The organism is Streptomyces sp. PTL18, from assembly GCF_059510295.1.
Map to the genome: position 1 here is coordinate 78,173 of NZ_JCAJZO010000006.1, position 26,187 is coordinate 104,359.

26 protein-coding genes and 1 pseudogene are annotated in these 26,187 nt (G+C 71.3%); 15 read left to right on the top strand and 12 right to left on the bottom strand.

Annotated elements, in window-relative coordinates; all coding sequences use genetic code 11:
• Positions 1–9 precede the first annotated feature (9 nt).
• Both npdG and AC5WS8_RS13535 read left to right on the top strand, forming a co-directional pair.
• Positions 10–714 carry an NADPH-dependent F420 reductase gene (gene npdG / locus AC5WS8_RS13530; protein ID WP_496103603.1) on the top strand — a complete coding sequence of 235 codons (705 nt, stop codon included), beginning with the start codon at positions 10–12 and terminating at the stop codon, positions 712–714.
• Between the two features lie 123 nt (positions 715–837).
• Positions 838–1,032, top strand: coding sequence for a hypothetical protein (locus AC5WS8_RS13535; RefSeq protein WP_496103604.1), 195 nt, complete (start codon positions 838–840; stop codon positions 1,030–1,032).
• Here the strand turns inward: AC5WS8_RS13535 and AC5WS8_RS13540 are convergent.
• Complete coding sequence (locus AC5WS8_RS13540) at positions 1,022–1,822, bottom strand: site-2 protease family protein (RefSeq protein WP_496103605.1); 801 nt, start codon at positions 1,820–1,822, stop codon at positions 1,022–1,024. The two genes, AC5WS8_RS13535 and AC5WS8_RS13540, sit on opposite strands and share 11 nt — an antisense overlap.
• Positions 1,823–1,968: 146 nt before the next feature.
• Here AC5WS8_RS13540 and AC5WS8_RS13545 point away from each other — a divergent pair, with 146 nt between their 5' ends.
• A complete protein-coding gene (locus AC5WS8_RS13545; protein WP_496103910.1) occupies positions 1,969–5,250 on the top strand; it encodes an ATP-binding protein in 3,282 nt (1,093 codons plus the stop codon).
• A gap of 27 nt (positions 5,251–5,277) precedes the next feature.
• Here the strand turns inward: AC5WS8_RS13545 and AC5WS8_RS13550 are convergent, their stop codons facing one another.
• Together AC5WS8_RS13550 and AC5WS8_RS13555 are read right to left on the bottom strand one after the other, a co-directional pair.
• Positions 5,278–6,075, bottom strand: coding sequence for an ABC transporter permease (locus AC5WS8_RS13550; RefSeq protein ID WP_496103911.1), 798 nt, complete (start codon positions 6,073–6,075; stop codon positions 5,278–5,280).
• Positions 6,076–6,137: 62 nt separating this feature from the next.
• Entirely contained in the window at positions 6,138–7,163 is a 1,026-nt protein-coding gene (locus AC5WS8_RS13555) for an ATP-binding cassette domain-containing protein (protein WP_496103606.1), read from the bottom strand.
• Positions 7,164–7,381: 218 nt separating this feature from the next.
• Here AC5WS8_RS13555 and AC5WS8_RS13560 point away from each other — a divergent pair, with 218 nt between their 5' ends.
• The 5 genes from AC5WS8_RS13560 to amaP all read left to right on the top strand — a co-directional run bounded on the left by AC5WS8_RS13560 (position 7,382) and on the right by amaP (position 9,945).
• Positions 7,382–7,846, top strand: a complete 465-nt coding sequence (locus AC5WS8_RS13560; protein ID WP_496103607.1) for an Asp23/Gls24 family envelope stress response protein — start codon at positions 7,382–7,384, stop codon at positions 7,844–7,846.
• Positions 7,847–8,271: 425 nt separating this feature from the next.
• Complete coding sequence (locus AC5WS8_RS13565) at positions 8,272–8,442, top strand: hypothetical protein (protein WP_392271472.1); 171 nt, start codon at positions 8,272–8,274, stop codon at positions 8,440–8,442.
• Positions 8,439–8,852 carry an Asp23/Gls24 family envelope stress response protein gene (locus AC5WS8_RS13570; RefSeq protein ID WP_496103608.1) on the top strand — a complete coding sequence of 138 codons (414 nt, stop codon included), beginning with the start codon at positions 8,439–8,441 and terminating at the stop codon, positions 8,850–8,852. Before AC5WS8_RS13565 ends, AC5WS8_RS13570 begins: the two co-directional genes overlap by 4 nt.
• Positions 8,849–9,385 (top strand): DUF6286 domain-containing protein, encoded by a 537-nt coding sequence (locus AC5WS8_RS13575; protein WP_496103609.1) that lies wholly within the window; start codon positions 8,849–8,851, stop codon positions 9,383–9,385. The genes AC5WS8_RS13570 and AC5WS8_RS13575 overlap by 4 nt, the downstream gene beginning before the upstream one ends.
• Positions 9,382–9,945, top strand: coding sequence for an alkaline shock response membrane anchor protein AmaP (gene amaP, locus AC5WS8_RS13580; protein ID WP_496103610.1), 564 nt, complete (start codon positions 9,382–9,384; stop codon positions 9,943–9,945). The genes AC5WS8_RS13575 and amaP overlap by 4 nt, the downstream gene beginning before the upstream one ends.
• A 187-nt stretch (positions 9,946–10,132) precedes the next feature.
• Here amaP and AC5WS8_RS13585 read toward each other — a convergent pair.
• Both AC5WS8_RS13585 and panB read right to left on the bottom strand, forming a co-directional pair.
• Positions 10,133–10,303 (bottom strand): annotated as a pseudogene (locus tag AC5WS8_RS13585) (IS5/IS1182 family transposase); the annotation flags it as partial.
• A 161-nt stretch (positions 10,304–10,464) separates the two neighbouring features.
• Positions 10,465–11,352, bottom strand: a complete 888-nt coding sequence (gene panB, locus AC5WS8_RS13590; protein ID WP_496103611.1) for a 3-methyl-2-oxobutanoate hydroxymethyltransferase — start codon at positions 11,350–11,352, stop codon at positions 10,465–10,467.
• Positions 11,353–11,637: 285 nt separating this feature from the next.
• On the opposite strand from panB, the gene AC5WS8_RS13595 reads away from it, so the two are divergent.
• From AC5WS8_RS13595 to AC5WS8_RS13610, 4 genes are all read left to right on the top strand, one after another.
• Positions 11,638–13,230: an MFS transporter gene (locus tag AC5WS8_RS13595; protein ID WP_496103612.1), complete on the top strand. Its 1,593-nt coding sequence runs from the start codon at positions 11,638–11,640 to the stop codon at positions 13,228–13,230.
• Positions 13,231–13,321: 91 nt separating this feature from the next.
• Complete coding sequence (locus tag AC5WS8_RS13600; protein ID WP_496103613.1) at positions 13,322–13,951, top strand: TetR/AcrR family transcriptional regulator; 630 nt, start codon at positions 13,322–13,324, stop codon at positions 13,949–13,951.
• Between the two features lie 205 nt (positions 13,952–14,156).
• Positions 14,157–15,191: an endonuclease/exonuclease/phosphatase family protein gene (locus tag AC5WS8_RS13605; protein WP_496103614.1), complete on the top strand. Its 1,035-nt coding sequence runs from the start codon at positions 14,157–14,159 to the stop codon at positions 15,189–15,191.
• Between the two features lie 374 nt (positions 15,192–15,565).
• Positions 15,566–16,003: a glutaredoxin domain-containing protein gene (locus tag AC5WS8_RS13610; RefSeq protein ID WP_496103615.1), complete on the top strand. Its 438-nt coding sequence runs from the start codon at positions 15,566–15,568 to the stop codon at positions 16,001–16,003.
• Here the strand turns inward: AC5WS8_RS13610 and AC5WS8_RS13615 are convergent.
• Both AC5WS8_RS13615 and AC5WS8_RS13620 read right to left on the bottom strand, forming a co-directional pair.
• A complete protein-coding gene (locus AC5WS8_RS13615) occupies positions 15,954–16,367 on the bottom strand; it encodes an ATP-binding protein (RefSeq protein ID WP_496103616.1) in 414 nt (137 codons plus the stop codon). The genes AC5WS8_RS13610 and AC5WS8_RS13615 overlap by 50 nt on opposite strands.
• Positions 16,364–16,588 carry a hypothetical protein gene (locus AC5WS8_RS13620; protein WP_496103617.1) on the bottom strand — a complete coding sequence of 75 codons (225 nt, stop codon included), beginning with the start codon at positions 16,586–16,588 and terminating at the stop codon, positions 16,364–16,366. Before AC5WS8_RS13620 ends, AC5WS8_RS13615 begins: the two co-directional genes overlap by 4 nt.
• 120 nt (positions 16,589–16,708) lie before the next feature.
• Here AC5WS8_RS13620 and AC5WS8_RS13625 point away from each other — a divergent pair, with 120 nt between their 5' ends.
• Positions 16,709–16,876, top strand: coding sequence for a DUF397 domain-containing protein (locus AC5WS8_RS13625; protein WP_496103618.1), 168 nt, complete (start codon positions 16,709–16,711; stop codon positions 16,874–16,876).
• Between the two features lie 24 nt (positions 16,877–16,900).
• Here the strand turns inward: AC5WS8_RS13625 and AC5WS8_RS13630 are convergent, their stop codons facing one another.
• The 4 genes from AC5WS8_RS13630 to AC5WS8_RS13645 form a co-directional block, all read right to left on the bottom strand.
• The gene (locus AC5WS8_RS13630) at positions 16,901–18,940 is read right to left on the bottom strand and encodes an NAD(+) synthase (RefSeq protein ID WP_496103912.1); all 2,040 of its coding nucleotides are present in this window, start codon (positions 18,938–18,940) and stop codon (positions 16,901–16,903) included.
• A 137-nt stretch (positions 18,941–19,077) separates the two neighbouring features.
• On the bottom strand, positions 19,078–21,021 hold the full coding sequence (locus AC5WS8_RS13635) for a S53 family peptidase (RefSeq protein WP_496103619.1): 1,944 nt from the start codon (positions 21,019–21,021) through the stop codon (positions 19,078–19,080).
• Between the two features lie 294 nt (positions 21,022–21,315).
• Positions 21,316–21,945 (bottom strand): DUF305 domain-containing protein, encoded by a 630-nt coding sequence (locus AC5WS8_RS13640; protein ID WP_496103620.1) that lies wholly within the window; start codon positions 21,943–21,945, stop codon positions 21,316–21,318.
• On the bottom strand, positions 21,942–22,670 hold the full coding sequence (locus tag AC5WS8_RS13645) for a thioredoxin-like domain-containing protein (protein WP_496103621.1): 729 nt from the start codon (positions 22,668–22,670) through the stop codon (positions 21,942–21,944). Before AC5WS8_RS13645 ends, AC5WS8_RS13640 begins: the two co-directional genes overlap by 4 nt.
• 163 nt (positions 22,671–22,833) lie before the next feature.
• Here AC5WS8_RS13645 and AC5WS8_RS13650 point away from each other — a divergent pair, with 163 nt between their 5' ends.
• Positions 22,834–23,307: an RrF2 family transcriptional regulator gene (locus AC5WS8_RS13650; protein ID WP_496103622.1), complete on the top strand. Its 474-nt coding sequence runs from the start codon at positions 22,834–22,836 to the stop codon at positions 23,305–23,307.
• Here the strand turns inward: AC5WS8_RS13650 and AC5WS8_RS13655 are convergent.
• Positions 23,265–24,446: a globin domain-containing protein gene (locus AC5WS8_RS13655; RefSeq protein WP_496103623.1), complete on the bottom strand. Its 1,182-nt coding sequence runs from the start codon at positions 24,444–24,446 to the stop codon at positions 23,265–23,267. The two genes, AC5WS8_RS13650 and AC5WS8_RS13655, sit on opposite strands and share 43 nt — an antisense overlap.
• 332 nt (positions 24,447–24,778) lie before the next feature.
• Here AC5WS8_RS13655 and glnA point away from each other — a divergent pair, with 332 nt between their 5' ends.
• On the top strand, positions 24,779–26,140 hold the full coding sequence (glnA, locus tag AC5WS8_RS13660) for a type I glutamate--ammonia ligase (protein ID WP_496103624.1): 1,362 nt from the start codon (positions 24,779–24,781) through the stop codon (positions 26,138–26,140).
• Positions 26,141–26,187 lie beyond the last annotated feature (47 nt).

Here is a 26,187-nt window from a genome sequence, read left to right on the forward strand (position 1 = left end):
AGTCGGCCCATGACCTCTACCGACAGTGCACCCAAGGCACCCGCCAAGGACCCCTGGGACCTCCCCGACGTCTCCGGGTACGTCGTCGGCGTGCTCGGCGGCACCGGGCCGCAGGGCAAGGGCCTCGCCTACCGGCTCGCCCGGGCCGGCCAGAAGGTGATCATCGGCTCCCGTGCCGCGGAGCGCGCGCGGGCCGCCGCCGAGCAGCTCGGCCACGGCATCGAGGGCGCCGACAACGCCGAGACCGCGCGGCGCAGCGACATCGTGATCGTCGCCGTGCCGTGGGAGGGCCACGGCCCGCTGCTCCAGTCGCTGCGCGAGGAACTGGCGGGCAAGCTCGTCGTCGACTGTGTCAACCCGCTCGGCTTCGACAAGAAGGGCGCCTACGCGCTGAAGCCGGAGGAGGGCAGCGCCGCCGAGCAGGCCGCCGCGCTGCTGCCCGAGTCGCGCGTCACCGCCGCCTTCCACCACCTGTCCGCGGTCCTCCTGGAGGACCCGGGGATCGAGCAGATCGACACGGACGTGATGGTCCTCGGTGAGGAGCGCGCCGATGTGGAGATCGTGCAGGCGCTGGCCGGACGCATCCCCGGCATGCGCGGCATCTTCGCGGGCCGGCTGCGCAACGCCCACCAGGTGGAGTCGCTGGTGGCGAACCTGATCTCCGTCAACCGGCGGTACAAGGCACACGCCGGTCTCCGGATCACGGACGTATGACCCGATGGGGGACACTGGTCGCCGGAGCAGTTCCGAGCAGTTCCGAGTCCGCCGAGTGGTTCGGAGCAGTGCGGGCCCGTTCCGAGCAGTCCGAGCAGTGTCCCCCGACAGGAGCCGACCGACATGCCACGCCTCGCCCTCTACGCCCTCGCCGTCTGCGTCCTGGCCGTGGCCGCGGCCGCCGTCTCCTTCGTCCGGGGCAGCTGGCTCGGCATCGTGTGGATCCTGCTCGCGGGCGTGTCGTCCAACATGACCTGGTACTACGTCAAGCGGGCCCGCGCGGAGCGGACGGCGCGGGCGAAGTCCGTCACGGGCTGACCGAGCAGAACTCGTTGGTGCCCTGCCAGAAGCGGTACAGCTCCTGACCGCAGTACCGGTCGAAGTCGCCGATGCCCAGGCCGTTCAGGATGGTGTCGATCACGTCGAAGAAGGCGTTGTTGACGGACGGTACCCACAGCAGCGCGAACACGAACAGCAGGCCGAACGGCGCGAAGGGCTCCACCTGGCGCTTGACGCCGTACGGCAGCCAGGGCTCGATCACGCCGTAGCCGTCCAGGCCCGGCACCGGCAGGAAGTTCAGGATCGCGGCCGTCACCTGCAGCAGCGAGAGGAAGGCGAGGGCGAACCGGAAGTCTCGGGGCACCCCGTCCAGCGCGTGCAGCCAGAACGGGGCCGTGCACACCGCCGCGAAGAGCACGTTCGTCAGCGGACCCGCCGCCGAGATCAGGCTGTGCCGCCAGCGGCCCCGGATCCGGCCCCGCTCGATGAACACCGCGCCACCCGGCAGACCGATCCCGCCCATGATCACGAAGATCACCGGAAGCACGATGCTCAGCAGGGCGTGCGTGTACTTCAGCGGGTTCAGCGTGAGGTAGCCCTTCGCGCCGATCGTGATGTCGCCGCTGTGCAGGGCGGTGCGGGCGTGCGCGTACTCGTGCAGGCACAGGGAGACCACCCAGGCGGCCGTCACGAACAGGAACACGGCGACGCCGGGCTGCTCGGCGAACCCGCTCCAGGTGGCCCAGCCGGTGACCGCCGTCACGGCGAGAATCCCGACGAACACGGGACTGATCCTGCGGTCACTGCGCCGGGCGGCGGCGGTGGTCATGGGGCTCCCTGGTCTCGTAGCCATACGGGCGACGGCTCGACCGTACCGGGCGTACCGGGAAAACGTCTTCTCGCAGGGGCCGAGTTCCGGGGCCGCGCGCCGCGCCGCGGGAAACCCCGTGACCCGCGGTGACGGCGGCGGGGAGAATAGCCCCCGTGCGCTATCGCCTTCTCGGTACCACCCAGGCAGTCCGGCCCGACGGCACGCCCCTGCCCGTCGGCGGGGCGCGGCTGCGTGCCCTGCTGACCGTGCTCGCGCTGCGGGCCGGCCGGGCCGTGCCGGCCGGCCTGCTCGTCGACGAGGTGTGGGACGGCGACCCGCCGGCCGACGCGCCCGGCGCACTGCAGGCACTGGTCGGGCGGCTGCGCCGGGCGCTCGGCACGGGCGCCGTGGAGTCCGTGGACGGCGGCTACCGGCTGGCCGCGGCGCCGGACGACGTCGACCTGCACCGGTTCGAGCGGCTCACCGGGGAGGGCCTGCGCGCTCTGGCCGACGGCGACCCCGCGAAGGCGGCGGTCGTGCTGGACGACGCCCTCGCCCTGTGGGGCGGCCCCGCCCTCGTCGACCTGCCCGACCGGACCGCTGAGGCCGCCCGCTGGGAGACCCGCCGCCTCGACGCGCGCCGCGCCCGCCTCACCGCCGCGCTCGCGCTCGGCCACGGCGAGCAGCACCTGCCCGAGCTGACCGCCCTGTGCGACCTCCGCCCGCTGGACGAGCCCCTGCAGGCACTGCGGCTGCGCGCCCTGCGCGACACCGGCCGCCCGGCCGAGGCCCTGGCCGCCTACGAGGACGTACGGCAGCTGCTCGCTGACCGGCTGGGCTCGGACCCGGGACCCGAACTGCGTGCGCTCCACGAGGAACTGCTGCGCGCCCCCGGCATCGCGCCCGCCCCGGTCCCGTCCTCCGGGGGCACCCCCGCCGCGCCTCCGCCGCCCGGCAACCTCCGCGCCCGGCTGACCTCCTTCGTGGGGCGCGACGCCGAGATCGACGCCCTGCGCGGTGATCTCGCCCGGGCCCGGCTCGTCACCCTGCTCGGGCCCGGTGGCGCCGGGAAGACGCGGCTGTCCCAGGAGGCCGCCGAGACGGTGGCGCACGCACTGCGGGACGGCGTGTGGCTGGCCGAACTCGCGCCCGTCGACGAGCCCGAGGCCGTGCCCGAGGCCGTGCTCACCGCCGTCGGCGCGCGTGAGACCGTGCTGCGCGGTGCCGGCGCCGACGAGCTGCGCGCCGTCACCGACCGGCACGACGATCCCCTCGTCCGGCTCGCCGAGCACTGCGCCCGGCGCCGCATGCTGCTCATCCTCGACAACTGCGAGCACGTCGTGGACGCCGCCGCCCGCCTCGTCGCGCACCTGCTCGAACGCTGCCCCGGCCTGACGGTCCTGGCCACCAGCCGGGAACCCCTCGGCGTCCCCGGAGAGGTGCTGCGCCCGGTCGAACCGCTGCCGCAGCCCTACGCGCTGGAACTGCTCGCCGACCGCGGTGCCGCCGCCCGGCCCGGCTTCCGCGTCGAGGACGACCCCGAGGCCGCCGCCGAGATCTGCGGCCGCCTGGACGGGCTGCCCCTCGCCATCGAACTGGCCGCCGCCCGCCTTCGGGTGCTCAGCCCCCGCCAGATCGCCGACCGGCTCGACGACCGCTTCCGGCTGCTCACCTCCGGCAGCCGCACCGCGCTGCCCCGCCAGCAGACCCTGCGGGCCGTCGTCGACTGGTCCTGGGACCTCCTCGACGAGGACGAACGCGCGGTGCTGCGCCGGCTGTCCGTCTTCTCCGGCGGCTGCGACCTGACCGCGGCCGAGGCCGTGTGCGGGCCCGCCGCCCTGGAGGCGCTCGGTTCGCTCGTCGACAAGTCCCTCGTCGTGGCCGCACCGTCGGGCGACGGCGAGATGCGCTACCGGCTTCTGGAGACGGTCGCCGAGTACGCGGGCGAACGGCTCGACGAGTCGGGTGAGCGGTCCGGCGCGGAGCGCGCCCACCTCACCCACTACCGCGAACTCGCCCGCACCACTGATCCGTTGCTGCGCTCCGCGGAGCAACGCGCGGCGATCGAGCGGTTGCAGCTGGAGTACGAGAACCTGCGCACCGCCCTGCGCCGTGCCGTCGCCGACCGTGACGAGCAGGAGGCGCTGTGCCTGCTGCTCTCGCTGTGCTGGTACTGGCAGATGCGCGACCTGCGCACCGAGGCCCGCGCCTGGTCGACCGCCGTCATGGCGCTCGGCCCCGACCCGTTCGCCGCGCCCGCGCGCGAGGTGCCGGACCTGCCCGAGAGGCCCACCGACACCCCGCCGCCGATGCGCCCGGAGGTCCTCCAGGAGGCTCGCCGCGGCGCGCATCTCGTCCATGTCGCCACCATGGACATGGATCCCCAGGCGTGGGAGACACCCGAGGCCAGGGCGAAGCTGCGCGTCATCAGCGAGACCTACCGTCCCGGCCAGCCGCAGACCTGCCGGGTGCCCGGTTTCCTGTGGTTCTTCGCCGTCCTGTTCAACACGGACATGGAGCGGGTGGTGGTGGTGCTCGACGAGGCCGTACGCACCTGCCGCGGCCTCGGCCACCCCTGGGAGCTGGCCCAGATCCTGCAGCTGCGGGCCAACATCCTCGCCAACCGCTCCGACTGGGCCGGCGACGCGGCACGGGACGCGGACGAGGCACTGGAGATCTTCCGCCGGCTCGGTGACGCCTGGGGCGCGGCCGAGGCGATGTCCGCGCGGGGCGAGGCCCATGAACGCCGGGGCGACTACCTGCTCGCCGCCGCCGACTACGAGGCCGCGCAACGCTACGCGGAACAGCTCGGGGCCCGCTCCCAGATGGCCGTGCTCCGCGCCCGCCTCGGCAGTGTCCTGCTGGACGTGGGGCAGGCCGAGCGGGGCGAGCGGCTGCTGCGCCAGGTGACCGAGGAACGCCACGGCGCGGTGGACGCCATACCGTTCGCCCGGATGTTCCTGGCGATGTGGCTCGGCCGGACGGACCGGGTGGCCGAGGCGCGCGAGCAACTCCTGGCGGCGGGTGAGGAGTTCGGCGCCGCGTCCTTCCCGGTCTTCGACGGGTTCGTGATCGGCGTGGACGCCTGGCTGGACGCCGTCGAGGCACGGTACGAGGAGGCGCTGACCAAGGCGCGCACGGCGCTCGCGCGGGCCGGGGACCGGATGAGCCGGGTGATCGCGCCGCACATGGCCTCCGTGCATCTGATGACCGCGGCGATCGCGCTCGCCGGCGTGGACGGCGGGCGCCGTGCCCGGGACGCCGCCCGATGTGTGGGCGCCTCCGACGGGCTGCTGCCGCCCGGCCACGTCAGGGCACCATCAGAGCTCGAGGCACGCACCAGGGCGGAGACGGCCGCCCGGGCCGCGCTCGGTGACACGGCCTACGAGTCCGCGTACGCGGAGGGCGGCGGCCTCACCCTGGAGGAGGCCGCCGCCCTCGTGTGACGTGGACGGGCTGTGTACGTGCCGGCGTCAGCGCTTGTTGTTGAACCTGCGGATGGCGATCGGCGCCATGACCAGTGTCAGGCCGGCCGACCAGGCGAGGGTCAGCAGAACGTCGTGCGCGACCGGGCCCCCGTTCATCAGGCCCCGGGCGGCGTCCGCGAGCGTCGACAGCGGGTTGTAGTCGGTGAAGGCTTGGAGCCAGCCCGGCATGGTGTTGGTCGGGGCGAAGATCGAGGAACCGAACTGCAGCGGCATCAGCACGAGAAACCCCATCCCCTGGACGGCCTGGGCGCTCTTCAGCACCACGCCCAGGGTCAGGAAGATCCACATGATCCCGAACCCGAAGAGGACCGACAGGCCGATCGCCGCGAAGAGGCCCGGGACGTTCGACACCGACAGGCCGAGCATGAAGCCCACCGCGAGCAGGACCGCCGTGGCGAACAGCATCCGCCCGAGCTCCACCGCGATCTTCGCGATCAGGACGGAGGCGCGGCTGATCGGCAGGGACCGGAAGCGGTCCATCACGCCCTTGTGGAAGTCCTCGTTGAAGCCGGTGCCGACGCCCTGCGCGATGTTCATGCCCATCATCGCCATCAGGCCGGGGACCACGTAGTCGACGTAGGCGTGCCGGTTGTGGGTGCCCGCGATCGCGCCGCCGAAGACGAACACGAACAGCAGGCAGAAGATGATCGGGAACAGGATCGCGTCGAACATCGACTCCGGGTCCTGCCGGATCCACAGCAGGTTGCGGCGGACCAGGGCGCCGATGTGGCGCAGGTTGGCGCGCAGTCCGATACGGCCTTCGGAGACCGGCGGAGGGCTCATGGCGTTCGAAGGGGCGGCGCGCAGCGCCTCGTCCAGGGTGGTGGTGGGTGACGGGTGGGCACTCATGCCGCGACCTCCTCACGGGCGGGGGAGGCGTCCTGCGCGGCACCGGCCCGGTGGCCGGTGAGGGACAGGAAGACCTCGTCCAGGCTGGGCAGTTCGGTGGTGATGCCGGCGAGCGTGATGCCGCGGGCGGTGAGCGCGCCGACCACCGCGGTCAGCTGCGCGTCACTGAGGATCGGTACGAGGACGGTGCCGGTCTCGGTGTCCACGGTCGCGTTGCCCGGGCCGGTGAGCCCGAACTCGTCGAGCGCCGCGGCCGTCGGACGCAGCTCGGCCGCATCGGCCGGGCGGACGCGCAGGGTACGGCCGCCGACCTTGGCCTTCAGCTCGTCGATGCCGCCGTGCGCGACGACCTTGCCGCGGTCGATGACGGTCAGCTCGGAGGCGAGTTGCTCCGCCTCCTCCATGTACTGGGTGGTGAGCAGCACGGTGGCGCCCTCGGCCACCATCCGCTTGACCTCGGTCCACACCTCGTTCCGGGTGCGCGGGTCGAGCCCGGTGGTCGGCTCGTCCAGGTAGAGCACCGCCGGGTGCCCGATCATCGAGGCGGCGAGGTCCAGGCGGCGCCGCATACCGCCGGAGTACGTGGACACCGGGCGTCGCGCGGCCTCGGTGAGCGAGAACCGCTCCAGCAGGCCGTCGGCCCGTGCGCGGGCCTCCTTGCGGGGCAGGTCGAGGAGCCGGCCGATCATGTACAGGTTCTCGAAACCGGACAGCTTCTCGTCCACGGATGCGTACTGGCCGGTGAGGCCTATCACGCGGCGCGTCTGTCGCGGCTGCCGTACGACGTCGTAGCCGGCGACCACGGCGTGGCCGGCGTCCGGAGTGATGAGGGTGGACAGGCAGCGCACGAGGGTGGTCTTGCCGGCACCGTTCGGCCCGAGCACGCCGAGGACGGTGCCCTCGCGCACATCGAGGTCGACGCCGTCCAGCGCCTTGGTCTCACCGTAGTGCTTGACCAGCCCCCGCACGGTGACGGCCGCGTCGGGTGCGCCGTCCTTGGGGTTGTCGTCGATTCGCGTCATGCCTCGAAGGTGACAGCCCCCACCGACAGACCACCGACAGACCACCGACAGCCCACCTGCAGCCGCCGACGGACTACCGACAGTTCGCTTGAGCAGGCCGTCACGGGTGTCGAGGTAGGACAGCGCGGTCCCACTGACCGGAGGAAGCCGCCGCGCAAAAGCCATCATCTCATGACATAAAGGAGTAAAGATCTCTCTATTGTCTAGGAGCACGGGCGATGAGCACTTCATCGACAGAGAAGACGCCGAAGACAGGGCCGTCGGGAAACCGGTCCGGTGACCTGGTGACGGAACACGGTAGGACCACTATCTCCGATGCGGTGGTGCAGAAGATCGCCGGTATAGCCGCGCGCGAGGTCGACGGTGTCTACAACCTGGGCACCGGTGGGTCACGGGCCGTTGGAGCCGTCCGTGAGCGCATCCCCGGGTCGCGCGGTCCCAGCGTCACCCAAGGAGTGTCCGTGGAGGTCGGGGAGACCCAGGCAGCGGTGGATGTTGTCATCGTCTGCGAATACGGCGTCTCGATCATCGACCTGGCGAACGGTGTGCGGCGCAACATCATCAAGTCCATCGAGGGCATGACCGGCCTGGAGGTGGTGGAAGTCAACATCGCCGTCGACGACGTCCATCTGCCCGAGTCCGAGGAGGAGGAAGGCGCGTCAACGGGCCCCCGGGTGCAGTGAACGGGCCACCTGACCACGACAGCACTGCCGCCGAGAGCGGCGGCCCGACAGTGGTCGGCTCCGAGTTCGACCCGGCTCGGATCGCAGCTGCGGCCACCGGCTGTCGGCTGGTCACCCGGTTGACCGCCGGACCGTTCGGTGCGTCGGTCTACCTCCCCGGAGGGCGAGTACCCGGCGTTGAGGTGTCCGGTAGGACGGTTCGAGTGCATGTCATCGGCCGCTATGGCCACCCCATCGCGGAAATTGGTGCTCAGGTGAGGGACGCCGTCGCCGCTGCGGCACCGGACGCCGTGGTCGACGTAGTTGTCGAAGACCTTGATCCCGACGGCCCGCCGGCAGGCGAATCCGCCTGTTGAACCCGAAAATCTTCCTTTGCGAGGTGTGCTGTGTCCCCGTCCCCCGCTGCTCTCGGTCTGGCATTCGGCGTGGCTCTGGGCTTCGCCGGCGCCTTCGGCGGCGTCGTCCCCTTTTTCGTCGTTCTGTGCCTCGGACTGATTGGCCTGCTCGTCGGCTGGATCGCCGAGGGCGGGTTCGACCTGAAGGCGTCCCGTGACGCCTACCGCGCCGGTACCCATCGTTCAAGGATCCGGGGATGAGCGGCAGCAGCGCCGGTTCCACCGTCAGCAGGGAGCCCGGCCGGCCCTCGCCGAGTGAGGGCCCGGGGCGCACGGTCATCGCCGAACAGGTGGTGGAGAAGATCGCCGCGCGGGCCGTGCGGGAGGCCGGCCGCGTCGGGGGCGTCGCTCCGCGCCTGCTCGGCATCCCTGTCGGTCGTGAAGGAGCGGAGCGTGCGTCCCCCGTGACCGCCTGGGTCGGCGGAGAGGTCACGTCCCTGTCCGTCACGGTATCCCTCGTCTGGCCGTGCTCGGCTCGCGCCACCACCCGCCAGCTGCGCGATCACATCATCGAGCGAGTGGAGAACCTCACCGGCCTGCACGTGGACCACGTCGACATCGACGTCACACACCTCTCATCGCCGTCTCACCCCACCCGGAGAGTGCGATGAGGCGTGTCCCACGCAGGATCCTGGTCGCCCTGATCTCTTTGCTCGTTGCCTCGGCCGGCGCGGCGGTGGCCGTCGACGTGGTGGCGGTCGGCACGGGCAACCCCCCGGTGGTCTGGCCACAACGTGTCATCACGACCGAACTCGAGAGCAACCAGTGGGGCTACAACGCCATCATGGCGGTGGCGGCCGCGACTGCTCTCGCAGGTCTGTTCCTCCTGTGGGCCGCCCTGTCGCGTGGGCATCGCCGGGCCGTCCGCGTGGACAGCGCGGACGAGCACACCCGCACCCTGCTGTCCAGGCGGGGATTGCGCCGCAGCGTCGACGGAGCGGCAGGCCAAGTGGACGGCGTCGACAGCCACCGCGTACGGTTGCGCGGCCACCGCCTGAAAGTGAAGGTCACCACCCCCTTGCGGGAACGGCAGGACCTGCACGAACGAATCGCTGACGCCACCCGCGAGCGGCTCGCGGCACTCCGCACCGCCTCTTCGTACAAGGTGACCGTGAAGGTACGGACCGCCAAGGGGAAACCATGAGCCGGCACCTCGACAGAGCCAACCGCATCGCACTCGCCCTGACCGGCCTGGGACTTCTGGCCGGGGGAGTCCTGGCATTCCTGTACGGCTGGGGGGTGCTGGGCCCGACAGGCCCCTCAGCACCTCTGCTCACCGCCGCGGAGCGGCACTACGCCGCCACGTCGCCGTGGGTATGGCCGCTGATCGGCTTCGTCGGCGCTCTCATCGCCGTCCTCGGCTTGCTTGCCGCAGTAGCGCAGCTGTGGCCGGACGACGTGCGCAGCCTGCCCCTCGAGGCGGACCGCAGCCAGGGTGCCACCACGCTCCGTGCTGCTGCCGTCACCGGAGCGTTGGAGGACGAGATCGAGTCCTACCGCGGTGTCCACCGTGCCCACGCTCGGCTGACGCACAGCTCCCGCTATCCGCACCTCTCTCTGCGAGTCACCCTCGCGGCGGACACCGAGGTGCGCACGGCACTGGACAGAATCGAGTCGGAGGCGCTGCCCCGCCTTCGGGACTTTCTCGAGCAGCCGGAGCTGCCCGCCCGGGTCAGGCTCCACGTCGGGGTGACGCATCGGTGACCAGGAGCGGGCACCGGGCCGCCGCCGGAATACGCTGGTCGTCCTCGCCCGAGCGCTCGCCGATGGATGGTGGCCCGCCTGTTGGTGCAGCCGATCACGGTGAGGGCGTGTTCGGGGTGTCGGGTGGTGCGGGGGCGCTGTCGGGGCGCTCGGTGAGGTGGATCTGGTCCGTGCGTCCCTCGGGCAGGTCCGCGTGCAGCTTGGCGGGCCGCCGTCTGCGCGGGCCGCGGCGGGAGCGGATCGGCGGGATGCCGCGCACGAGCGGCTCGGGTGCCTGGCTGTCGTGCAGGTTCGCGCCGGAGATCCCGATGGAGAGGGGTGATCCGGTCCGCTCGGTGATCGAGTGGATCTTCGAGCCAACGGTCAGCAGCCCGCCGACGGGGGACGATCGGCGGGCTGCTGTGCGCCCCGAGCGGGGCGCCCCGTAAGGGGTGCGGGACGGGATCGCCGGGCGGCTCAGCCGCGGGCGACCGGCCACAGGCGGCACCTGGCGATCCGGCTGCCGCACCCCGTAGACGGTCAGTGGACCGAGTGCTCCTCGAGCGGGAACGCCCCGCCCACCACGTCCTCGGCGAACGCCTTCGCCGCGTCGCCCATGACCTGCCGCAGGTCCGCGTACTTCTTCACGAACTTCGGCACCCGCCCCCCCGTCAGCCCGAGCATGTCGGTCCCCACGAGCACCTGCGCGTCGGTGTCCGGACCGGCACCGATGCCGACGGTCGGGATGTGCAGCACCCGGGTCACCTCGGCCGCCAGCTCCGACGGGACCAGCTCCAGGACGACCGCGAACGCGCCCGCGTCCTGCACCGCCTTGGCGTCCCGCAGCAGCTGCGCGGCCGCCTCCTCGCCGCGGCCCTGGACGCGGTACCCCATGGCGTTCACGGACTGGGGGGTCAGGCCGATGTGCGCCATGACCGGGATGCCGGACTCCACCAGCAGCTCGATCTGGCGGTGCGAGCGCTCGCCGCCCTCGAGCTTCACCGCGCCGACCCCGGCCTCCTTCACCAGCCGGGTGGCCGAGCGCAGCGCCTGCACCGGGCCCTCCTGGTACGAGCCGAAGGGCAGGTCGCCGACGATCAGGGCGCGCCTGGTGCCGCGTACGACCGCGGCGGAGAGCATGGTCATCTCGTCGAGGGTGACGGGCACGGTCGTCTCGTAGCCGAGGTGGCAGTTGCCTGCCGAGTCGCCGACGAGCATGACCGGGATGCCGGCCTCGTCGAACACGGACGCGGTCATCGCGTCGTAGGCGGTGAGCATGGGCCACTTCTCGCCGCGTTCCTTGGCGGCGGTGATGTCGCGGATGGTGATACGACGGGTGCTCTTTCCTCCGTACAGCGCCTTGCTGCTGTCGGAGGCCCTGAGCGTGCCCCGGGCGTGCTGCCCCTGGGCAGCCGGAAGCTGCGTCATCGCAACGGCTCCTTCTGTCATCTCGAGGCGCCCTGACGGCGTCCCCGGACCACCCCCATGGTGGCACCTCGTGCCATGCGCCGCCAGGGCAGGGGAGGGCCTCGGCCCGGAGACGGAGGACGGGCCGGCCGCCCGACCTCGGGGCGAGGCTCCTCGACCTCCGGGGAGACTGCGCGTATCCCGACGTGCGCTGTTCGACACGTGACACAGATCTCTTCTTAACGAGTCCGTAAAGACTTCCGATACGAGACCGTTCCGTATCGGAAGTCGCCTAGGCTCGCACATATGACTACCCCTGCTGCCCCTGTCGAACGGCGGGTGCCCGAGGCCGTGTACCGGCGCCGGTGGGCCATCCTCGGCGCGCTGATGCTCAGCCTGCTGATCGTGGTGCTCGACAACTCCATCCTGAACGTCGCCATCAAGACGATCTCCACTCCGGCGCCGACCGGACTCGGTGCCACCCAGAGCGAGCTGGAGTGGGCCATCAACGCCTACACGCTCGTCTTCGCCGGGCTGCTGTTCACCGCGGGGCTGCTGGGCGACCGCCTGGGCCGGAAGAAGGCGCTGCTGGGCGGTCTCGTGGTGTTCGGCGCGGGGTCGGCGCTCGCCGCCGAGTCGGGTTCTCCCGACCAGCTCATCGCCTTCCGCGCCCTCATGGCCCTCGGTGCCGCCTTCGTGATGCCGGCGACGCTCGCCGTGCTCATGAACGTCTTCGAACGGGACGAGCAGCCCAAGGCCATCGGCATCTGGGCCGGCGGCGTCGGCCTCGCCATCGCCATAGGGCCGATCACCGGCGGGGTACTGCTCGACCACTTCTGGTGGGGCTCCGTGTTCCTCATCAACGTGCCGATCGTGATCCTGGCGCTGGCGCTGATGATCTGGCTGGTCCCGGACTCCCGCGATCCCAACCCGGGACGGATCGACCCCGTCGGCGTCGTGCTGTCCGTCGTCGGCCTGGTCCTGCTCGTCTACGGCATCATCAAGGGCGGCCAGCTCGCCGACTTCACCGACGCCAAGGTGCTCGCGACCATAGTGGCCGGCCTCGCCGTCCTCGCGTTCTTCGTCGTGTTCGAGAGGCGCAGCGACCACCCCTCCATCGACGTCACCTACTTCAGGAACAAGGTCTTCTCCTCCGCCATCGCCGCGATCGCGCTGGTCTTCTTCGCGCTGATGGGCGTGACGTTCTTCTCCGTCTTCTACATCCAGAGCGTGCGCGGCTACTCGCCGCTGCAGGCCGGTCTGCTGATGCTGCCGCTGGCCGCCGCCCAGCTGATCTTCGCGCCGCGCGCCCGGCTGCTGGTCGACCGGTTCGGCAACCGGGCCACCACCACCGCCGGCATGCTGGTCATCGCCGCGACGCTCGCCGCGTTCTCCGCGCTGAAGGCGGACACGCCGCTGTGGATCCTCGAGGTGGTCTTCTTCCTCATGGGCACCGGCATGGCGCACATCATGACTCCGACCAGCGTCGTCATCATGCAGGCGCTGCCCCGCGAGAAGGCCGGCTCCGCGTCCGCGCTGAGCAACACCTTCCGCCAGGTCGGCGGCGCGCTCGGTATCGCGGTCCTCGGCTCGGTGCTGTCGACGTCGTACCGCGACGGCATCCAGGACAAGCTGACGTTCCTGCCGGCAGGTGTGCGCCACACCGCGGGCGAGTCCATCGAGGCGACCCTCGGCGTCGCCTCCAAGCTCGGCCCGAGGGGCAAGGCGCTCGTCTCCCCGGCCAACGACGCGTTCCTGCACGCCATGCACGTCACCGCGCTGTGGGGCACGGTCGTGGCGGTGCTCGGCGCGGTCGTGGTCGCGCTGTTCCTGCCCGGGAAGGCGCCCGCGCCGAAGGCCGGCACGGAGGAGCCGGAGCTGATCGCCGCCGACCACTGACGGCACCTCACAACGGGCACCCGGGACCGCCGGGTGCCCGTTGACGACATACAGCGGGGGACAACATCACAGCGCCAGGACGGAGTCGAACGTGAGCCTCGCCGACAGCGGACCCCGGGCCCAGCAGCAGGAGTGGCCGGTGCGCGGACGCCCGCGCAGCGAGGCCGTCGAACGGGCCATCATCGAGGGCGTGATGAAGCTCATGGAGGACGGCGTGCCCCTCGCGGACCTGTCCATGGAGCGCATCGCCCGCACCGCCGGCGTCGGCAAGGCCACCCTCTACCGGCGCTGGAGCAACAAGGAGGACCTCTTCGTCGACGTCCTGCGCGCCGCCGACCCCGAGCAGCCCGAGCTGCCGGGCACCTCGATGCGCGACGACCTGGTCGTGCTGCTGGAGTGGCTGCGCCGGCGCGCCCTCGCCAGCCGCTCCTCGGCGATCCTGCACAACGTGCAGGCGCAGATGAAGTCCAGCCCCAAGATCTGGGCCGCCTACCAAGCGACCGTCATAGCACCCCGGCGCCGGCTCAGCCTCGACGTCCTGCGTCGCGGGCAGCAGAGCGGCGAGCTGCGCGCCGACGTGGACGTCGACCTGATGAACGACATGCTGACCGGCCCGATGCTCGTACGGTACCTGCTGCGTCCCGAGGCGCCGCTCGAGGAGGGGCTGAGCGAGCTGATCGTCGACACGGTCCTGGAAGGGCTACAGCCCGTCAGATCGTAACGCCCGTGCGCCGGTTTCCCGGTGAATGTGCGCGTTTCGTCACAGAGGGCCCCTTGGGCACCCTGGTTCGGAACTCCGGACGCCGCCTGCTTCGTCCTCCTGCGCGTACGGCCGCCATGGGGCGGCAAGGAGCGGAGCCGATCATCCCCTAGGGTCGTTACCGCGGGGGGACGACGGTGTGCACGGCAAGGTGTGAGGCGACGGTATGGCGCAGGCGTACATGACGGAGACGGGTGGCGACGGCACGGGGCCGGGCCGCAGAGGATCCCGGCTCCGGCGCCTGTACGACGGTCTGCGCGGTGACCGCGGCATCTGGCGCCGCGGCATCGTCCTGGCCGTCCTCGCACTGGTCCTCGCGCTGGTGATGCTGCTGCACGCGCAGATCCCCAACGGGGTCGGAAACCTGGGCTCCCTGACGGAGACGTTCCTGCCCTGGTTCGGGATCGTGGGCGTGCCGCTGCTGCTGATCCTGGCGCTGCTGCGGAAGTCGGCGACGGCGCTGATCGCGGTGCTGGTGCCCGTGACGGTCTGGCTGAACCTCTTCGGCGGGCTGCTCGGCGACAACAGCCGAAGCGGCGGTGACCTGACCGTCGCCACGCACAACGTGAACGCCGACAACCCCGACCCGTCCGGCACCGCCCGGAACGTGGCCGCGTCCGGTGCGGACGTGCTGGCTCTGGAGGAGCTGAAGGCGTCCGCGGTGCCGGTGTACGAGCGGGCGCTGGCGTCGACGTACCGGTACCACTCGGTGCAGGGCACCGTCGGGCTGTGGAGCAAGTACCCGCTGAGCGGGGTCGGGCCCGTGGACCTCGAACTGGGCTGGACGCGGGCGATGCGGGCCACCGTGAACACGCCGGAGGGGGAGGTCGCCGTCTACGTCGCCCACATGCCCTCGGTGCGGGTGAAGCTGGCGGCCGGGTTCACCGCGCGGCAGCGGGACACCAGCGCCGACGCGCTCGGGGAGGCCATCGCCGACGAGAAGCTGAGCAGGGTGATCCTGCTCGGTGACCTGAACGGCACCATGAACGACCGCGCGCTCAACGCCGTCACCTCCCAGATGCGCTCCACACAGGGCGCGGCCGGCAGCGGCTTCGGGTTCAGCTGGCCGGCGTCGTTCCCGATGGCGCGGATCGACCAGATCATGGTCAGGGGCATCGAGCCGGTGAGCTCGTGGACGCTGCCGCGGACCGCCAGCGACCATCTGCCGGTGGCGGCACGGGTGAACGTCACCACCCCGTAAGGACCGCGCTCGCCGGGGCGGCGCTCGCGGCGCTCGGCCCGGCAGCGGCCGGCGTGGCCCACGGGGTCGACCGTCGCCGGGTCCCCGCCGGGGGACGGGAGCGCGTGGTCGCCTCCCACGCCCCGCAGGAGGCGGAGGCGCTGCACCGATGAGGCGGTGGCCGGCGGGGCGGGTGGTTCTCGCCGCCCGCCGGCCCCGACCTCTCCAAGCCTTGGGTGGCTGCGCGTTTTTGCCCCCGGCGAGGGTGTCTCCCGGGGCTGGTGCGGGGCTCTGTCCCTTGGCCCGCGGGCCTGTCCTGGCGTCGGTCCCAACTCTCCGACAGACGATCACAGATGGCCGGTTGTCGATCTCGATGTTGCGATAATCTTCGTCTCGTGACGCGTGTCTGGCTCTTCCCGATACTGTTCGTGGTCTGCGGCTCCGTCGTCGCGGCCGGGCTGGTCATGAAAGGGAGCCCCGGCATGGCCGTGGTGCTCCTTCTGCTGTTCGTGTCGCTCGCGGGTCTGAACTCGCCTCTCGTCTTCCCGAGGTCGATCGGTGCGGCGGAGGCGCAGCGCCTCAGCGCGGCCGACGGCCTGCCGGTCGTCTTCTGGCGGCCGGGCTGCACGTACTGTCTGCGCCTGCGTATCCGGCTGGGTCGTGGCGCCCGCCGGGCGCACTGGGTCGACATCTGGCGTGACCCGGCCGGAGCCGCGGCGGTGAGGGCGGCCAACGACGGCAACGAGACCGTGCCGACCGTCGTCGTGGCCGGCCGGCCGCACGTCAACCCCGATCCGGCATGGGTGCGCGAACAGCTCTCCCGTTCCCGGTGACGGGCCGCTGCTCCGGTTCGGCCAGCTCGCACCAGACCGTCTTGCGATCCGCTCCCTGATCAACACCCCAACGCCGGGAGAGCCGGTCGATCAGGGTCAGACCGCGCCCGTACTCGGCTGTTTCGGCGGCGGACAGCAGGATCGGCAGTGCGCGTGGGTCCGGATCGGTGACCTCCACGCGGGTGTGGCCGTGGGGCGTGCCGCTGACGCGGACGGTCACCGCAGTGCCCTCGCCCAGGTGGTCGACGACGTTGGTCAGTGACTCCGTGACACACAGGCGGACGTCGAAGTCGAGTGCGCGAAGGTGGTGGCGCAGTTCGGGTACCGCCATGGGGGTGGCGAGCAGGTCGAGTTCGAAGGTCATCGCTCGGCCGCCGTCTTCCGGAGGGCGGTGGCGAGCGCGTGGGCCGTGGCCGTGTTGCAGTTACCGAGCGCGACGAGGTACGCGGGCGGTGCGTACGTGCCCGCGAAGCTCGGCAGGTCGACGCCCAGGGAGGGCAGCGTGATGCCGTGCAGGGCGAGGGCGCTGCGGAGGTTCTCGACGCAGAGGGTGGCGTCCTGGGCCGTGGGGGAGGGGTCGGGCATGGGGAGATGACAGCCTTCTGTGCGGTCCGTGACGAATCCCTCACAGAGTGTCGCCCGGCTCGCTGGCGTGGAAGGGGATTCGCGTCCGCGACGCGAACAGCGGAGACGGCACGGTGAGTTGTGGCGGGAGTGCATGACACGGCGTACGGTGACGGCGGGGACTGCGTCGAGGTAGCCGACAACATCCCCGGCCTCGTCCCCGTCCGTGACTCCAAGGCGCCCGACGGCCCCGTCCTCGTCCTCACCGCCGCCGCCTGGGCCCCCTTCGTCGCCTCGCTCAAGAGGTGAACCGGGGCCCAGGGGCCGTCACCGTCAGGTCTCCGGGGCGTCGAAGCGGGCGAGGTCCCGCAGCCAGGCCCGCGCGTTGCTGTCGGACGGTGCGCGCCAGTCGCCGCGCGGGGAGAGCGAGCCGCCCGCCGAGACCTTCGGCCCGTTGGGCATGGCCGAGCGCTTGAACTGCGCGAAGGCGAAGAAGCGACGGCAGAAGACCTCCAGCCAGTGCCGGATCTCCGGCAGGTCGTACGCCACCCGCTTGGCCTCGGGGAAGTTCGGCGGCCAGGCGCCGGCCTCGGGGTCGTGCCAGGCGTGCCAGGCCAGGAAGGCGATCTTGGAGGGGCGGAAGCCGTAGCGCAGCACGTGGAAGAGCGTGAAGTCGTGCAGCGCGTACGGGCCGATCTTGGACTCGGTGGACTGCATCTCCTCGCCCGGTACCAGCTCCGGGCTGATCTCGGTGTCGAGGATCGCCGCGAGCGTCTCGCCGGTCTCGTCGTCGAACTGGCCGCTGCTGATGACCCAGCGGATGAGGTGCTGGATCAGGGTCTTCGGCACCCCGCCGTTGACGTTGTAGTGGCTCATCTGGTCGCCCACGCCGTACGTGGACCAGCCGAGCGCCAGCTCCGACAGGTCGCCGGTGCCCAGCACGATGCCGCCGCGCTGGTTGGCCAGCCGGAAGAGGTAGTCCGTGCGCAGACCCGCCTGCACGTTCTCGAAGGTGACGTCGTACACCGGCTCGCCCGAGGCGAACGGGTGGCCCATCTCCTTCAGCATCAGCCGCGCGGTGGGTGTGATGTCCAGCTCGGCCGCGGTGACGCCGAGCGAGTTCATCAGCTTGTGGGCGTTGTCCTTGGTGTGGTCGCTGGTGGCGAAGCCGGGCAGGGTGAAGGCCAGGATGTCGCTGCGCGGACGGCCCGCGCGGTCCATGGCGCGGGCGGCGACGATCAGCGCGTGCGTGGAGTCCAGGCCGCCGGACACCCCGATGACCACCTTCGGGCCGCCGATCGCCGCCAGCCGCTGCTGCAGACCCGCGACCTGGATGTTGTAGGCCTCGTAGCAGTCCAGGGCGAGGCGGTCGGGGTCGGCCGGCACGAACGGGAAGCGCTCCAGGCGACGGCGCAGCCCCAGGTCGGTGAGCGGCGGGTCGAGCTCGAACCCGACCGTACGGAAGTCGCGGGTGCGCGCCTGGTGCGTGCGGCGGTTGTCGTCGAACGTGCCCATCCGCTGCCGCTCCTGCCGCAGCAGGTCGAGGTCGACGTCGGCGAGCGCGATCTCGTCACCGAGCGGGAAGCGCTTGCTCTCGGCCAGCAGGACGCCGTTCTCGTAGATCATGGTCTGGCCGTCCCAGGACAGGTCCGTGGTGGACTCGCCGAGGCCGGCCGCAGCGTAGACGTACGCGGCGAGGCAGCGGGAGGACGCCGAGCGGCACAGCAGCCTGCGGTCCTCGGCCCGCCCGACCGTGATCGGGCTGCCCGAGAGGTTGACCAGGACGGTCGCACCGGCGAGGGCCGCCTCCGCGCTGGGCGGCACCGGCACCCACATGTCCTCGCAGATCTCCGCGTGCAGCACGAGACCGGGCACGTCCTCGGCCGTGAACAGCAGGTCCACGCCGAAGGGCACGTTCTCGCCGCCGACACGGATCGACCCGCCGCGCTCGTCGGCGCCGTCACCGATCTGACGGCGCTCGTAGAACTCCCGGTAGTTCGGCGGGTACGACTTGGGCACGACACCGAGGACACGGCCGCGGTGCACGATCACCGCGCAGTTGTAGACCCGGTTGCGGTGGCGCAGCGGCGCGCCGACGACCAGGACCGGCAGCAGCCCGGCCGATCCGGCCACCACCTCCTCCAGCGCCTCCTCGACCTGGTCGAGCAGCGCGTCCTGCAGCAGCAGGTCCTCGATCGAGTAGCCGCACAGCACCATCTCCGGGAAGACGGCGACGGCGACCCCCTCCCCGGCGCACCGGCGCGCGTGGCGCAGGACCGCTTCGGCGTTGGCCTGCGGGTCCGCGATGACGGTGTGACCCGTGCACGCGGCGACGCGTGCGAAGCCGTGCTGATAGATCGACCAGAAGTTCAACGGAGGCACGGGCCCAGTGTAATCGTCAGAGCGACACGATGGGGGGCGCGGGGTGTGTGCCGTCCCACGCATGGCGAAGGGGCGCGGGGTGTGGCACACACCCCGCGCCCCCTGGAGATGCCGTTACCGGCGGTGCCTCAGTGGCGCCTGTAGGACTCGACGTAGCCGGGGGCGGGCGAACCCACACCGGTCACGTCGTCGTAGCCCTTCATCGCGGACAGCGAGCTGTCCTTGCCGAGGCTGCGCACCGAGGTGGCCAGGCCGCCCGTGGCGTCGTAGCCGTTGACGAAGTCGACGCGCGCCACGGCGAGTCCGGTGCCCGTCGGGTTGTCCGTGACGTCGTGGTACGCCTTCGATCCGTACCGGGCGTAGATCTCCGGGTTGGCGAAGCCGATCGCCTTGCCGCCGCGGGCCTCCTGGGCGAGGGCCTGGACGGCCGCGATCACCGGCGCGGCGAGCGAGGTGCCGCCGATGCGGTACTCGCTGTACGCCTGCGTCTTGCCGTCGGGCATGGTCTGCGTCTGACCGACCAGGAAACCGGTGTTGGGGTCGGCGATCGCCGCGATGTCCGGGACGACGCGGTTGCCGTCGGCGCTGTTGGCCTTCGCCAGCGCGTCCGGGACGACGCCCTTCTGGTAGTAGGGCTGCGCCACGGTCTTGCTGGTGCCGCCGCCCGCGCCCGAGGTGAACGCGCCGGGGAAGTTGGTCCAGCTCTTGCCGTCCGCGGACAGCACGGCCTTCTCGGTGCCCCAGCCGGTCTCCCACTGGTACTTGTTGTACTTGCCGACCGCCAGCGAGGTACCGCCGACCGCGGTCACCCAGGCGGAGTTGGCCGGGGTGTCGACCTGCTTCGTGCCGGTGTTGGCGACCTCGTCGCCGTTGTCACCGGAGGAGAAGTAGAAGCCGATGCCCTCGGCCGCGCCGAACTGGAACACCTGGTCGTAGGCGGCCGCGAGGTCCGGGGTCTGGCTGGCCTCGATGTCGCCCCAGGAGTTGGAGACGATGTCGGCCAGGTGGTTGTCGACGACCTTGCTGAGCGAGTCGAGCAGGTCGTCGTCGTAGCAGGAGGCCGCGCCGACGTACGTGACGTTCGCGGCGGGGGCGACCGCGTGCACGGCCTCGACGTCGAGCGTCTCCTCGCCGTACCAGCCGGCGGCCGAGCACTCCTTGACCTTGGTGTACTTGTCCGGCAGCACCTGGTGCAGCTGGCTGGTGGTCCAGGCGGCGTCGCCGTGCTTCTTCGCGTAGGTGGCCGCGTCGAAGGCGATGGTCGGGGAGGCGTACGCGTCGGTGATGGCGACCCGCACCCCCTTGCCCGTGCGGGTGCCCGCGCCGTACGCGGCCCGCAGCTGCTTGCCCGTGTACCCCTTGACCGCGTACGGGATCGTGTGGCCGTACGCGTCCGGCAGCGTCGTCGCGATCTTCGAGCCGTAGTACGAGGAGAACGGCCCGGAGTTGCGGAAGACGGTCTCCGGCGGCGGCAGCTGGTCGTCGTGGTTCGCCTTGTGGGGGGCGTTGTCCAGGCCGGTGACGGTCAGCACGGCACCCTTGAGACCCTTGGGCACGGAGGCCGGATTCACCGGCGCGTGGTAGGTCTTCGAGCCCTTGGCGTAGTTGTGCAGCTGCGTGCCGAACGCCTTCTCGGCGGCGGCCACGTCACCGCTGACGGCGACGTAGTGCTGCGTGACGGCGGTGACCTTCAGGCCCGACGCCTTCAGCCACGACGTCACCGCGGCCACCTGCCCCTTGGTCGCGCCGAAGCGCGCCTGCGCCTGCCGTGCGCTCAGGTACTTGCCGTACAACGGCGAGTGCGGGTCGGAGACGGCCTTCGCGAAGGCGGCCAGGCTGCGCGCGTCCCGGCCGGCGAGATAGACCCGGGCGTTGACCTGGGCGCGGTTCGAGGTCGCGCCCTTGTCCGTGGTGGCCGTCGCCCAGGCGGGCCTGGTGCCCGCGAGCGCGACCCGGCCGGGGACGTCCGCGGCGTGCGCCGCGGGTATGCCGAGCGCCAGTGCGCCGGCGAGCAACGGCAGTGTCGCTGCCAGGCTCACTCCGGCGCGCGCCTTGGCGCGGTTGGATCTCATAGAACCCCCTGCGATGCGGTTCGTCGCATGTAGTGGTCGGTCGATGTGATCCGCGTAGAGCACCGCGCGATGAAGACGCGGTGAATGGATCACACGTGGGGGCCACTCTTTCGATGAACCGTTCATGCCAGGGGAATGAAAAGGTCAAGGAAATCCCAAGTGCCCGCGGCTATGGGTGATTTGGGCGGCTTCGGGAATTCCCCGTGCGTCACGGATAGGTTGCGATTGTCCGGACGCCCTTGCGGCAACCCCCGTATGGTGCCGCTTTGTCGACTTGTATGCAGCGCGGGGGCGTCAGGTGCGTGGTGTGGCGCCGCGTTCCCTGAGCATCGCGGCCATCAGCTCGATCTCCGACCGCTGCGCGTCGACCATGTCCCGGGCGAGCCTCTTCTCCGCGGGCACCGTGCACTTGGCGACACAGCCCTCGGCCATGTGGATGCCGCCCTCGTGGTGGGCGGTCATCAGCCGCAGGTAGAGGACCTCGGCCTGCTTGCCGCTGAGTTCGCCCAGCTTCCTCATCCCGGCGTTCGTCGCCATGCCCGGCATCAGCGCGCCGTCCTTGCCGGAGGCCGTGCCCCCCATGCCCATCCACGTCATCGGCGGATCGGCGGACACCTTCGGCAGCCCCCACAGGTCGAGCCAGCCCAGCAGCATGCCGCGCTGGTTGGCCTGGGTCTGTGCGATGTCGTACGCGAGCCGGCGCACCTCCTCGTCGCCGGTGCGGTCGCGCACGATGTAGGACATCTCGACGGCCTGCTGGTGGTGGACCGCCATGTCCCGCGCGAAACCGGCGTCCGCGGAGTCCGCGGCGGGTACCTGGATGCTCCTGGACCCGCCGTCCTCGGCGACCGCGTACGTGATCGCGCCCGTCGCGACGAGCGCTGCCGCCGCGGCCCCGGCGATCCAGCCGATGTGCCGGCTCACCGCATCGTCCCGCCGGTGCACGGGGCGCCCGGCTCGGGTGTCTGCTCGCCCTGGACGTAGGTGGCGAGGAACGTGTCGACGCGCGGGTCACCGGCGCTGTTCACGGAGAGCTGGTGACCCCAGGCCGTGAGCATGATCGGGCCCGCCTGGTTCCGGTACGGGCTCATCAGCGTGTACGGCGTCCTCTTCACCCTCGCCGCGAGCGCGGACACGTCCGCCTTCGACGCCCTGTCGCTGTACGTCACCCACACCGCGCCGTGTTCCAGCGAGTGCACGGCGTTCTCGTCCCTGACGGGCTCGGTGTAGACGTCGCCGTTGCAGTCCAGCCACACCGGGTTGTGGTCGCCGCCCACGGGCGGATGCATCGGGTAGGACACGCTCGTGGTGACGTGGTTGCGGGTCAGCCTGCCCGTCCAGGTCCGCACGCCGTCCTTGCCGGTGACGAAGTGGCCGGTGTCCCCGGAGCCCTTCCCCGGTGCCGTCGGGCCGCTCGCCGGTGCCGTCGGGCCGCCGGCCGGTGCCTTCGGGCCGCTCGCCGCGGAGGCCCTGCTTCCGGACTGCGCGTCGAGGAGGACCACGCCGCCGACGACGAGGCCGGCCACGACGGCCGCACTCGCCGCGGCGGCCAGGATGCGGTTGCGGCGCTCACGGGCGCGTTCCGCACGGCGCATCTGCTCCGTGCGGGCCTCGCGCTCGGCGGGGCCGGGGGTGGGGGCGGAGCCCATGGTGCGTCCTTGGGGGAAAAGGGGCCTTTGGGACGGCTGATCGTAGTGGGGCGCGAGTCCTCGTACCTAGGCCGGACCACCCGAACGGCCGAAGGGGCGGCTGGAGAACGGCTTCCCGCCTCGATAATTTGAAGCGCGGATGCGCATTATCTACGCTGGCGGCATGCGGCTGCTGCGCTCCACCGACCTGGCGCTGCGAGTCCTGATGCGGCTCGCCGTCGCCGGTGACTCCACTCCCGCGACCCGGGAGGTCGCGGCGGCCATGGACGTGCCGTACACGCACGCCGCGAAGGTCGTGGCCGAACTGACGCACATGGGACTGCTCCAGGCCCGCCGCGGCCGGGGCGGCGGGCTCACCCTCACCGAGGCCGGGCGCACGGCGTCGGTAGGCGCGGTCGTGCGCCGCTTCGAGGGGGGCGGCGACGTCGTCGACTGCGAGGGCGCCACGCCCTGCCCCCTGCACACCGGCTGCCGGCTGCGGGGCGCGCTGCGCCGGGCCCAGGAGGCGTTCTTCGCCTCGCTGGACCCGGTGACGGTCGAGGACGTGGTGGCGGCGCCGACGGGGCCGCTCCTGCTGGGGATCCCCGCGGCGCGTCAGCCCTGGGCGAGCCAGAGGTCCGGTCCGAACACCTCGTAGTGGATGTCGGCGGGCGCCACGCCCTTCTCGATCAGCTGGGCGCGCACCGCGCGCAGGAAGGGCAGCGGACCGCACAGGTACGCGCGCGTGCCCGACGCGACCGGCACGGCGCCCAGGTCCACGAGGCCCGTGTGCGCGCCCTCGGGGGCGTCCTGCTCGTACCAGAAGTGCACGACGGCGTCCGGCAGCTTGGCCGCGAAGCCCTCATGGTCGGCGCGCAGTGCGTGGGCGGCGGGGGAGCGGTCGGCGTGCACCACGGTCACCGGGGCGCGGTGGCCGGTGCGGGCGAGCTGCTCCAGCATGGCGATCATCGGGGTCACACCGATGCCCGCGGAGGCGAGCAGCAGGGGCGCGTCGGTGGCGTCCAGGACGAGGTCGCCGTAGGGAGCGGACAGCTCCAGGGTGTCGCCCTCGTGCACGCGCGCGTGGAGGTGGCCGGAGACCTCGCCGTCCGGCGTGTCGTCGCCGTGGACGCGCTTGACGCTGATCTGGCGCACCGGGGAGCCGGGCGCGGCGGACAGGCTGTACTGGCGGATCTGCCGGGCGCCGTCGGGGAGCTCCACGCGGACGCAGACGTACTGGCCCGGGAGGAAGCCGGGGACCGCCCCGTCGTCGGCCGGGCGGAGCTGGAAGGTGGCGACGTCGGCCGTCTCCTCGACGCGCCCCACGACCCGCCACTGACGCCAGCCGGTCTGCCCGCTCGCCGCGTACAGCCGCTTCTCGATCGCGATCAGCGCGTTCGCCATCAGCCAGTAGACCTCGTCCCAGGCGGCCGCGACCTCGGCAGTGACCGCGTCGCCGAGGACCTCGGCGATGGCGGCGAAGAGGTGCTGGTGGACGACCTCGTACTGCTCGGGCGTGACACCCAGCGAGGCGTGCTTGTGGGCGATACGGCCCAGCATCACGTCGGGTCGCTCGTCCGGGCGCTCCAGCAGATACGTGGCGAAGGCGGCGATCGAACCCGCCAGCGCCTGCCGCTGGGTGCCGGCCGCCTGGTTGCCGCGGTTGAAGAGGTCGCGCAGCAGCTCGGGGTGGGTGGCGAACAGCCCGTCGTAGAAGCGCTCGGTGATCTCGCCCAGTGAGGCGCCGACGGCGGGGAGAGTGGCGCGCACGGTGGCGGCGGACTGTTCGGAGAGCATCGGGACTCCTTTGTGCAGGACTGTGGGGGATCTTTGTGGAGGAAGGGTGGGCATTCGGCCGTCGGTACCGTAATGAAACTTGCATATGAGATGCAAATTAAGGTGGCGAGAGAGGGACGGGGTCGGCCATTACGGATGGGGCGGCGAACAGGCAAGATGGGCGTCAGAGCAGGACACCTGCCGTATGCGAGGCGTTCAGCCCGGGGTCGGGCGGCCGATCAAGGTCCGCAACGCGCATGAAATGCTGTTGTGGTGGGATGCTCAGGTGCCCGACCGCCTCCGGCGCACACCGGAGACAGGCGGCCTGACCAGCAAGGATGGGGAAGCGGAAGATGGACAAGCAGCAGGAGTTCGTGCTCCGGACCTTGGAGGAGCGCGACATCCGGTTCGTACGCCTGTGGTTCACGGACGTGCTGGGCTTCCTCAAGTCCGTGGCCGTGGCCCCTGCCGAACTCGAGCAGGCATTCGATGAAGGCATCGGCTTCGACGGCTCCGCCATCGAGGGCTTCGCCCGCGTCTACGAGTCGGACATGATCGCCAAGCCGGACCCGTCGACCTTCCAGATCCTGCCCTGGCGCGCCGAGGCCCCCGGCACGGCCCGTATGTTCTGCGACATCCTCATGCCGGACGGCTCGCCGTCCTTCGCTGACCCGAGGTACGTGCTCAAGCGCGCCCTCGCCCGCGCCTCCGACCTCGGCTTCACCTTCTACACCCACCCGGAGATCGAGTTCTTCCTGCTGAAGGACCGGCCCCTGGACGGCTCCCGCCCGACCCCGGCCGACAACTCCGGCTACTTCGACCACACCCCGCAGAACATCGGCATGGACTTCCGCCGCCAGGCGATCACCATGCTGGAGTCGATGGGCATCTCGGTCGAGTTCTCCCACCACGAGGGCGCCCCCGGCCAGCAGGAGATCGACCTCCGCTACGCCGACGCGCTGTCCACGGCCGACAACATCATGACGTTCCGCCTGGTCATGAAGCAGGTGGCACTGGAGCAGGGCGTGCAGGCCACGTTCATGCCGAAGCCGTTCTCCGAGCACCCCGGCTCCGGCATGCACACGCACCTCTCCCTCTTCGAGGGCGACCGCAACGCGTTCTACGAGTCCGGCTCGGAGTACCAGCTGTCCAAGGTCGGCCGCTCCTTCATCGCGGGTCTGCTGCGGCACGCGGGCGAGACCTCCGCGATCACCAACCAGTGGGTGAACTCCTACAAGCGCATCTGGGGCGGCACCGAGCGCACCGCGGGCGCCGGCGGCGAGGCGCCGTCGTACATCTGCTGGGGCCACAACAACCGCTCGGCGCTGGTCCGGGTCCCGATGTACAAGCCGGGCAAGACGGGCTCGGCCCGTGTCGAGGTCCGCTCGCTGGATGCCGGCGCGAACCCGTACCTGGCCTACGCGGTCCTGCTGGCCGCCGGCCTGAAGGGCATCGAGGAGGGCTACGAGCTGCCTCCGGGCGCCGAGGACGACGTCTGGGCCCTGACGGACTCCGAGCGCCGCGCGATGGGCATCGAACCGCTGCCGCAGAACCTCGGCGAGGCGCTCGCGCTGATGCAGCGCAGCGACCTCATCGCGGAGACGCTGGGTGAGCACGTGTTCGACTTCTTCCTGCGCAACAAGAAGCAGGAGTGGGAGGAGTACCGCTCGGAGGTCACGGCGTTCGAGCTGCGGAAGAACCTGCCGGTGCTGTAGGCGCAGGTCGGAGCGGGTTTTCCGCTGAAGCGGCGGATGGGGCCGAC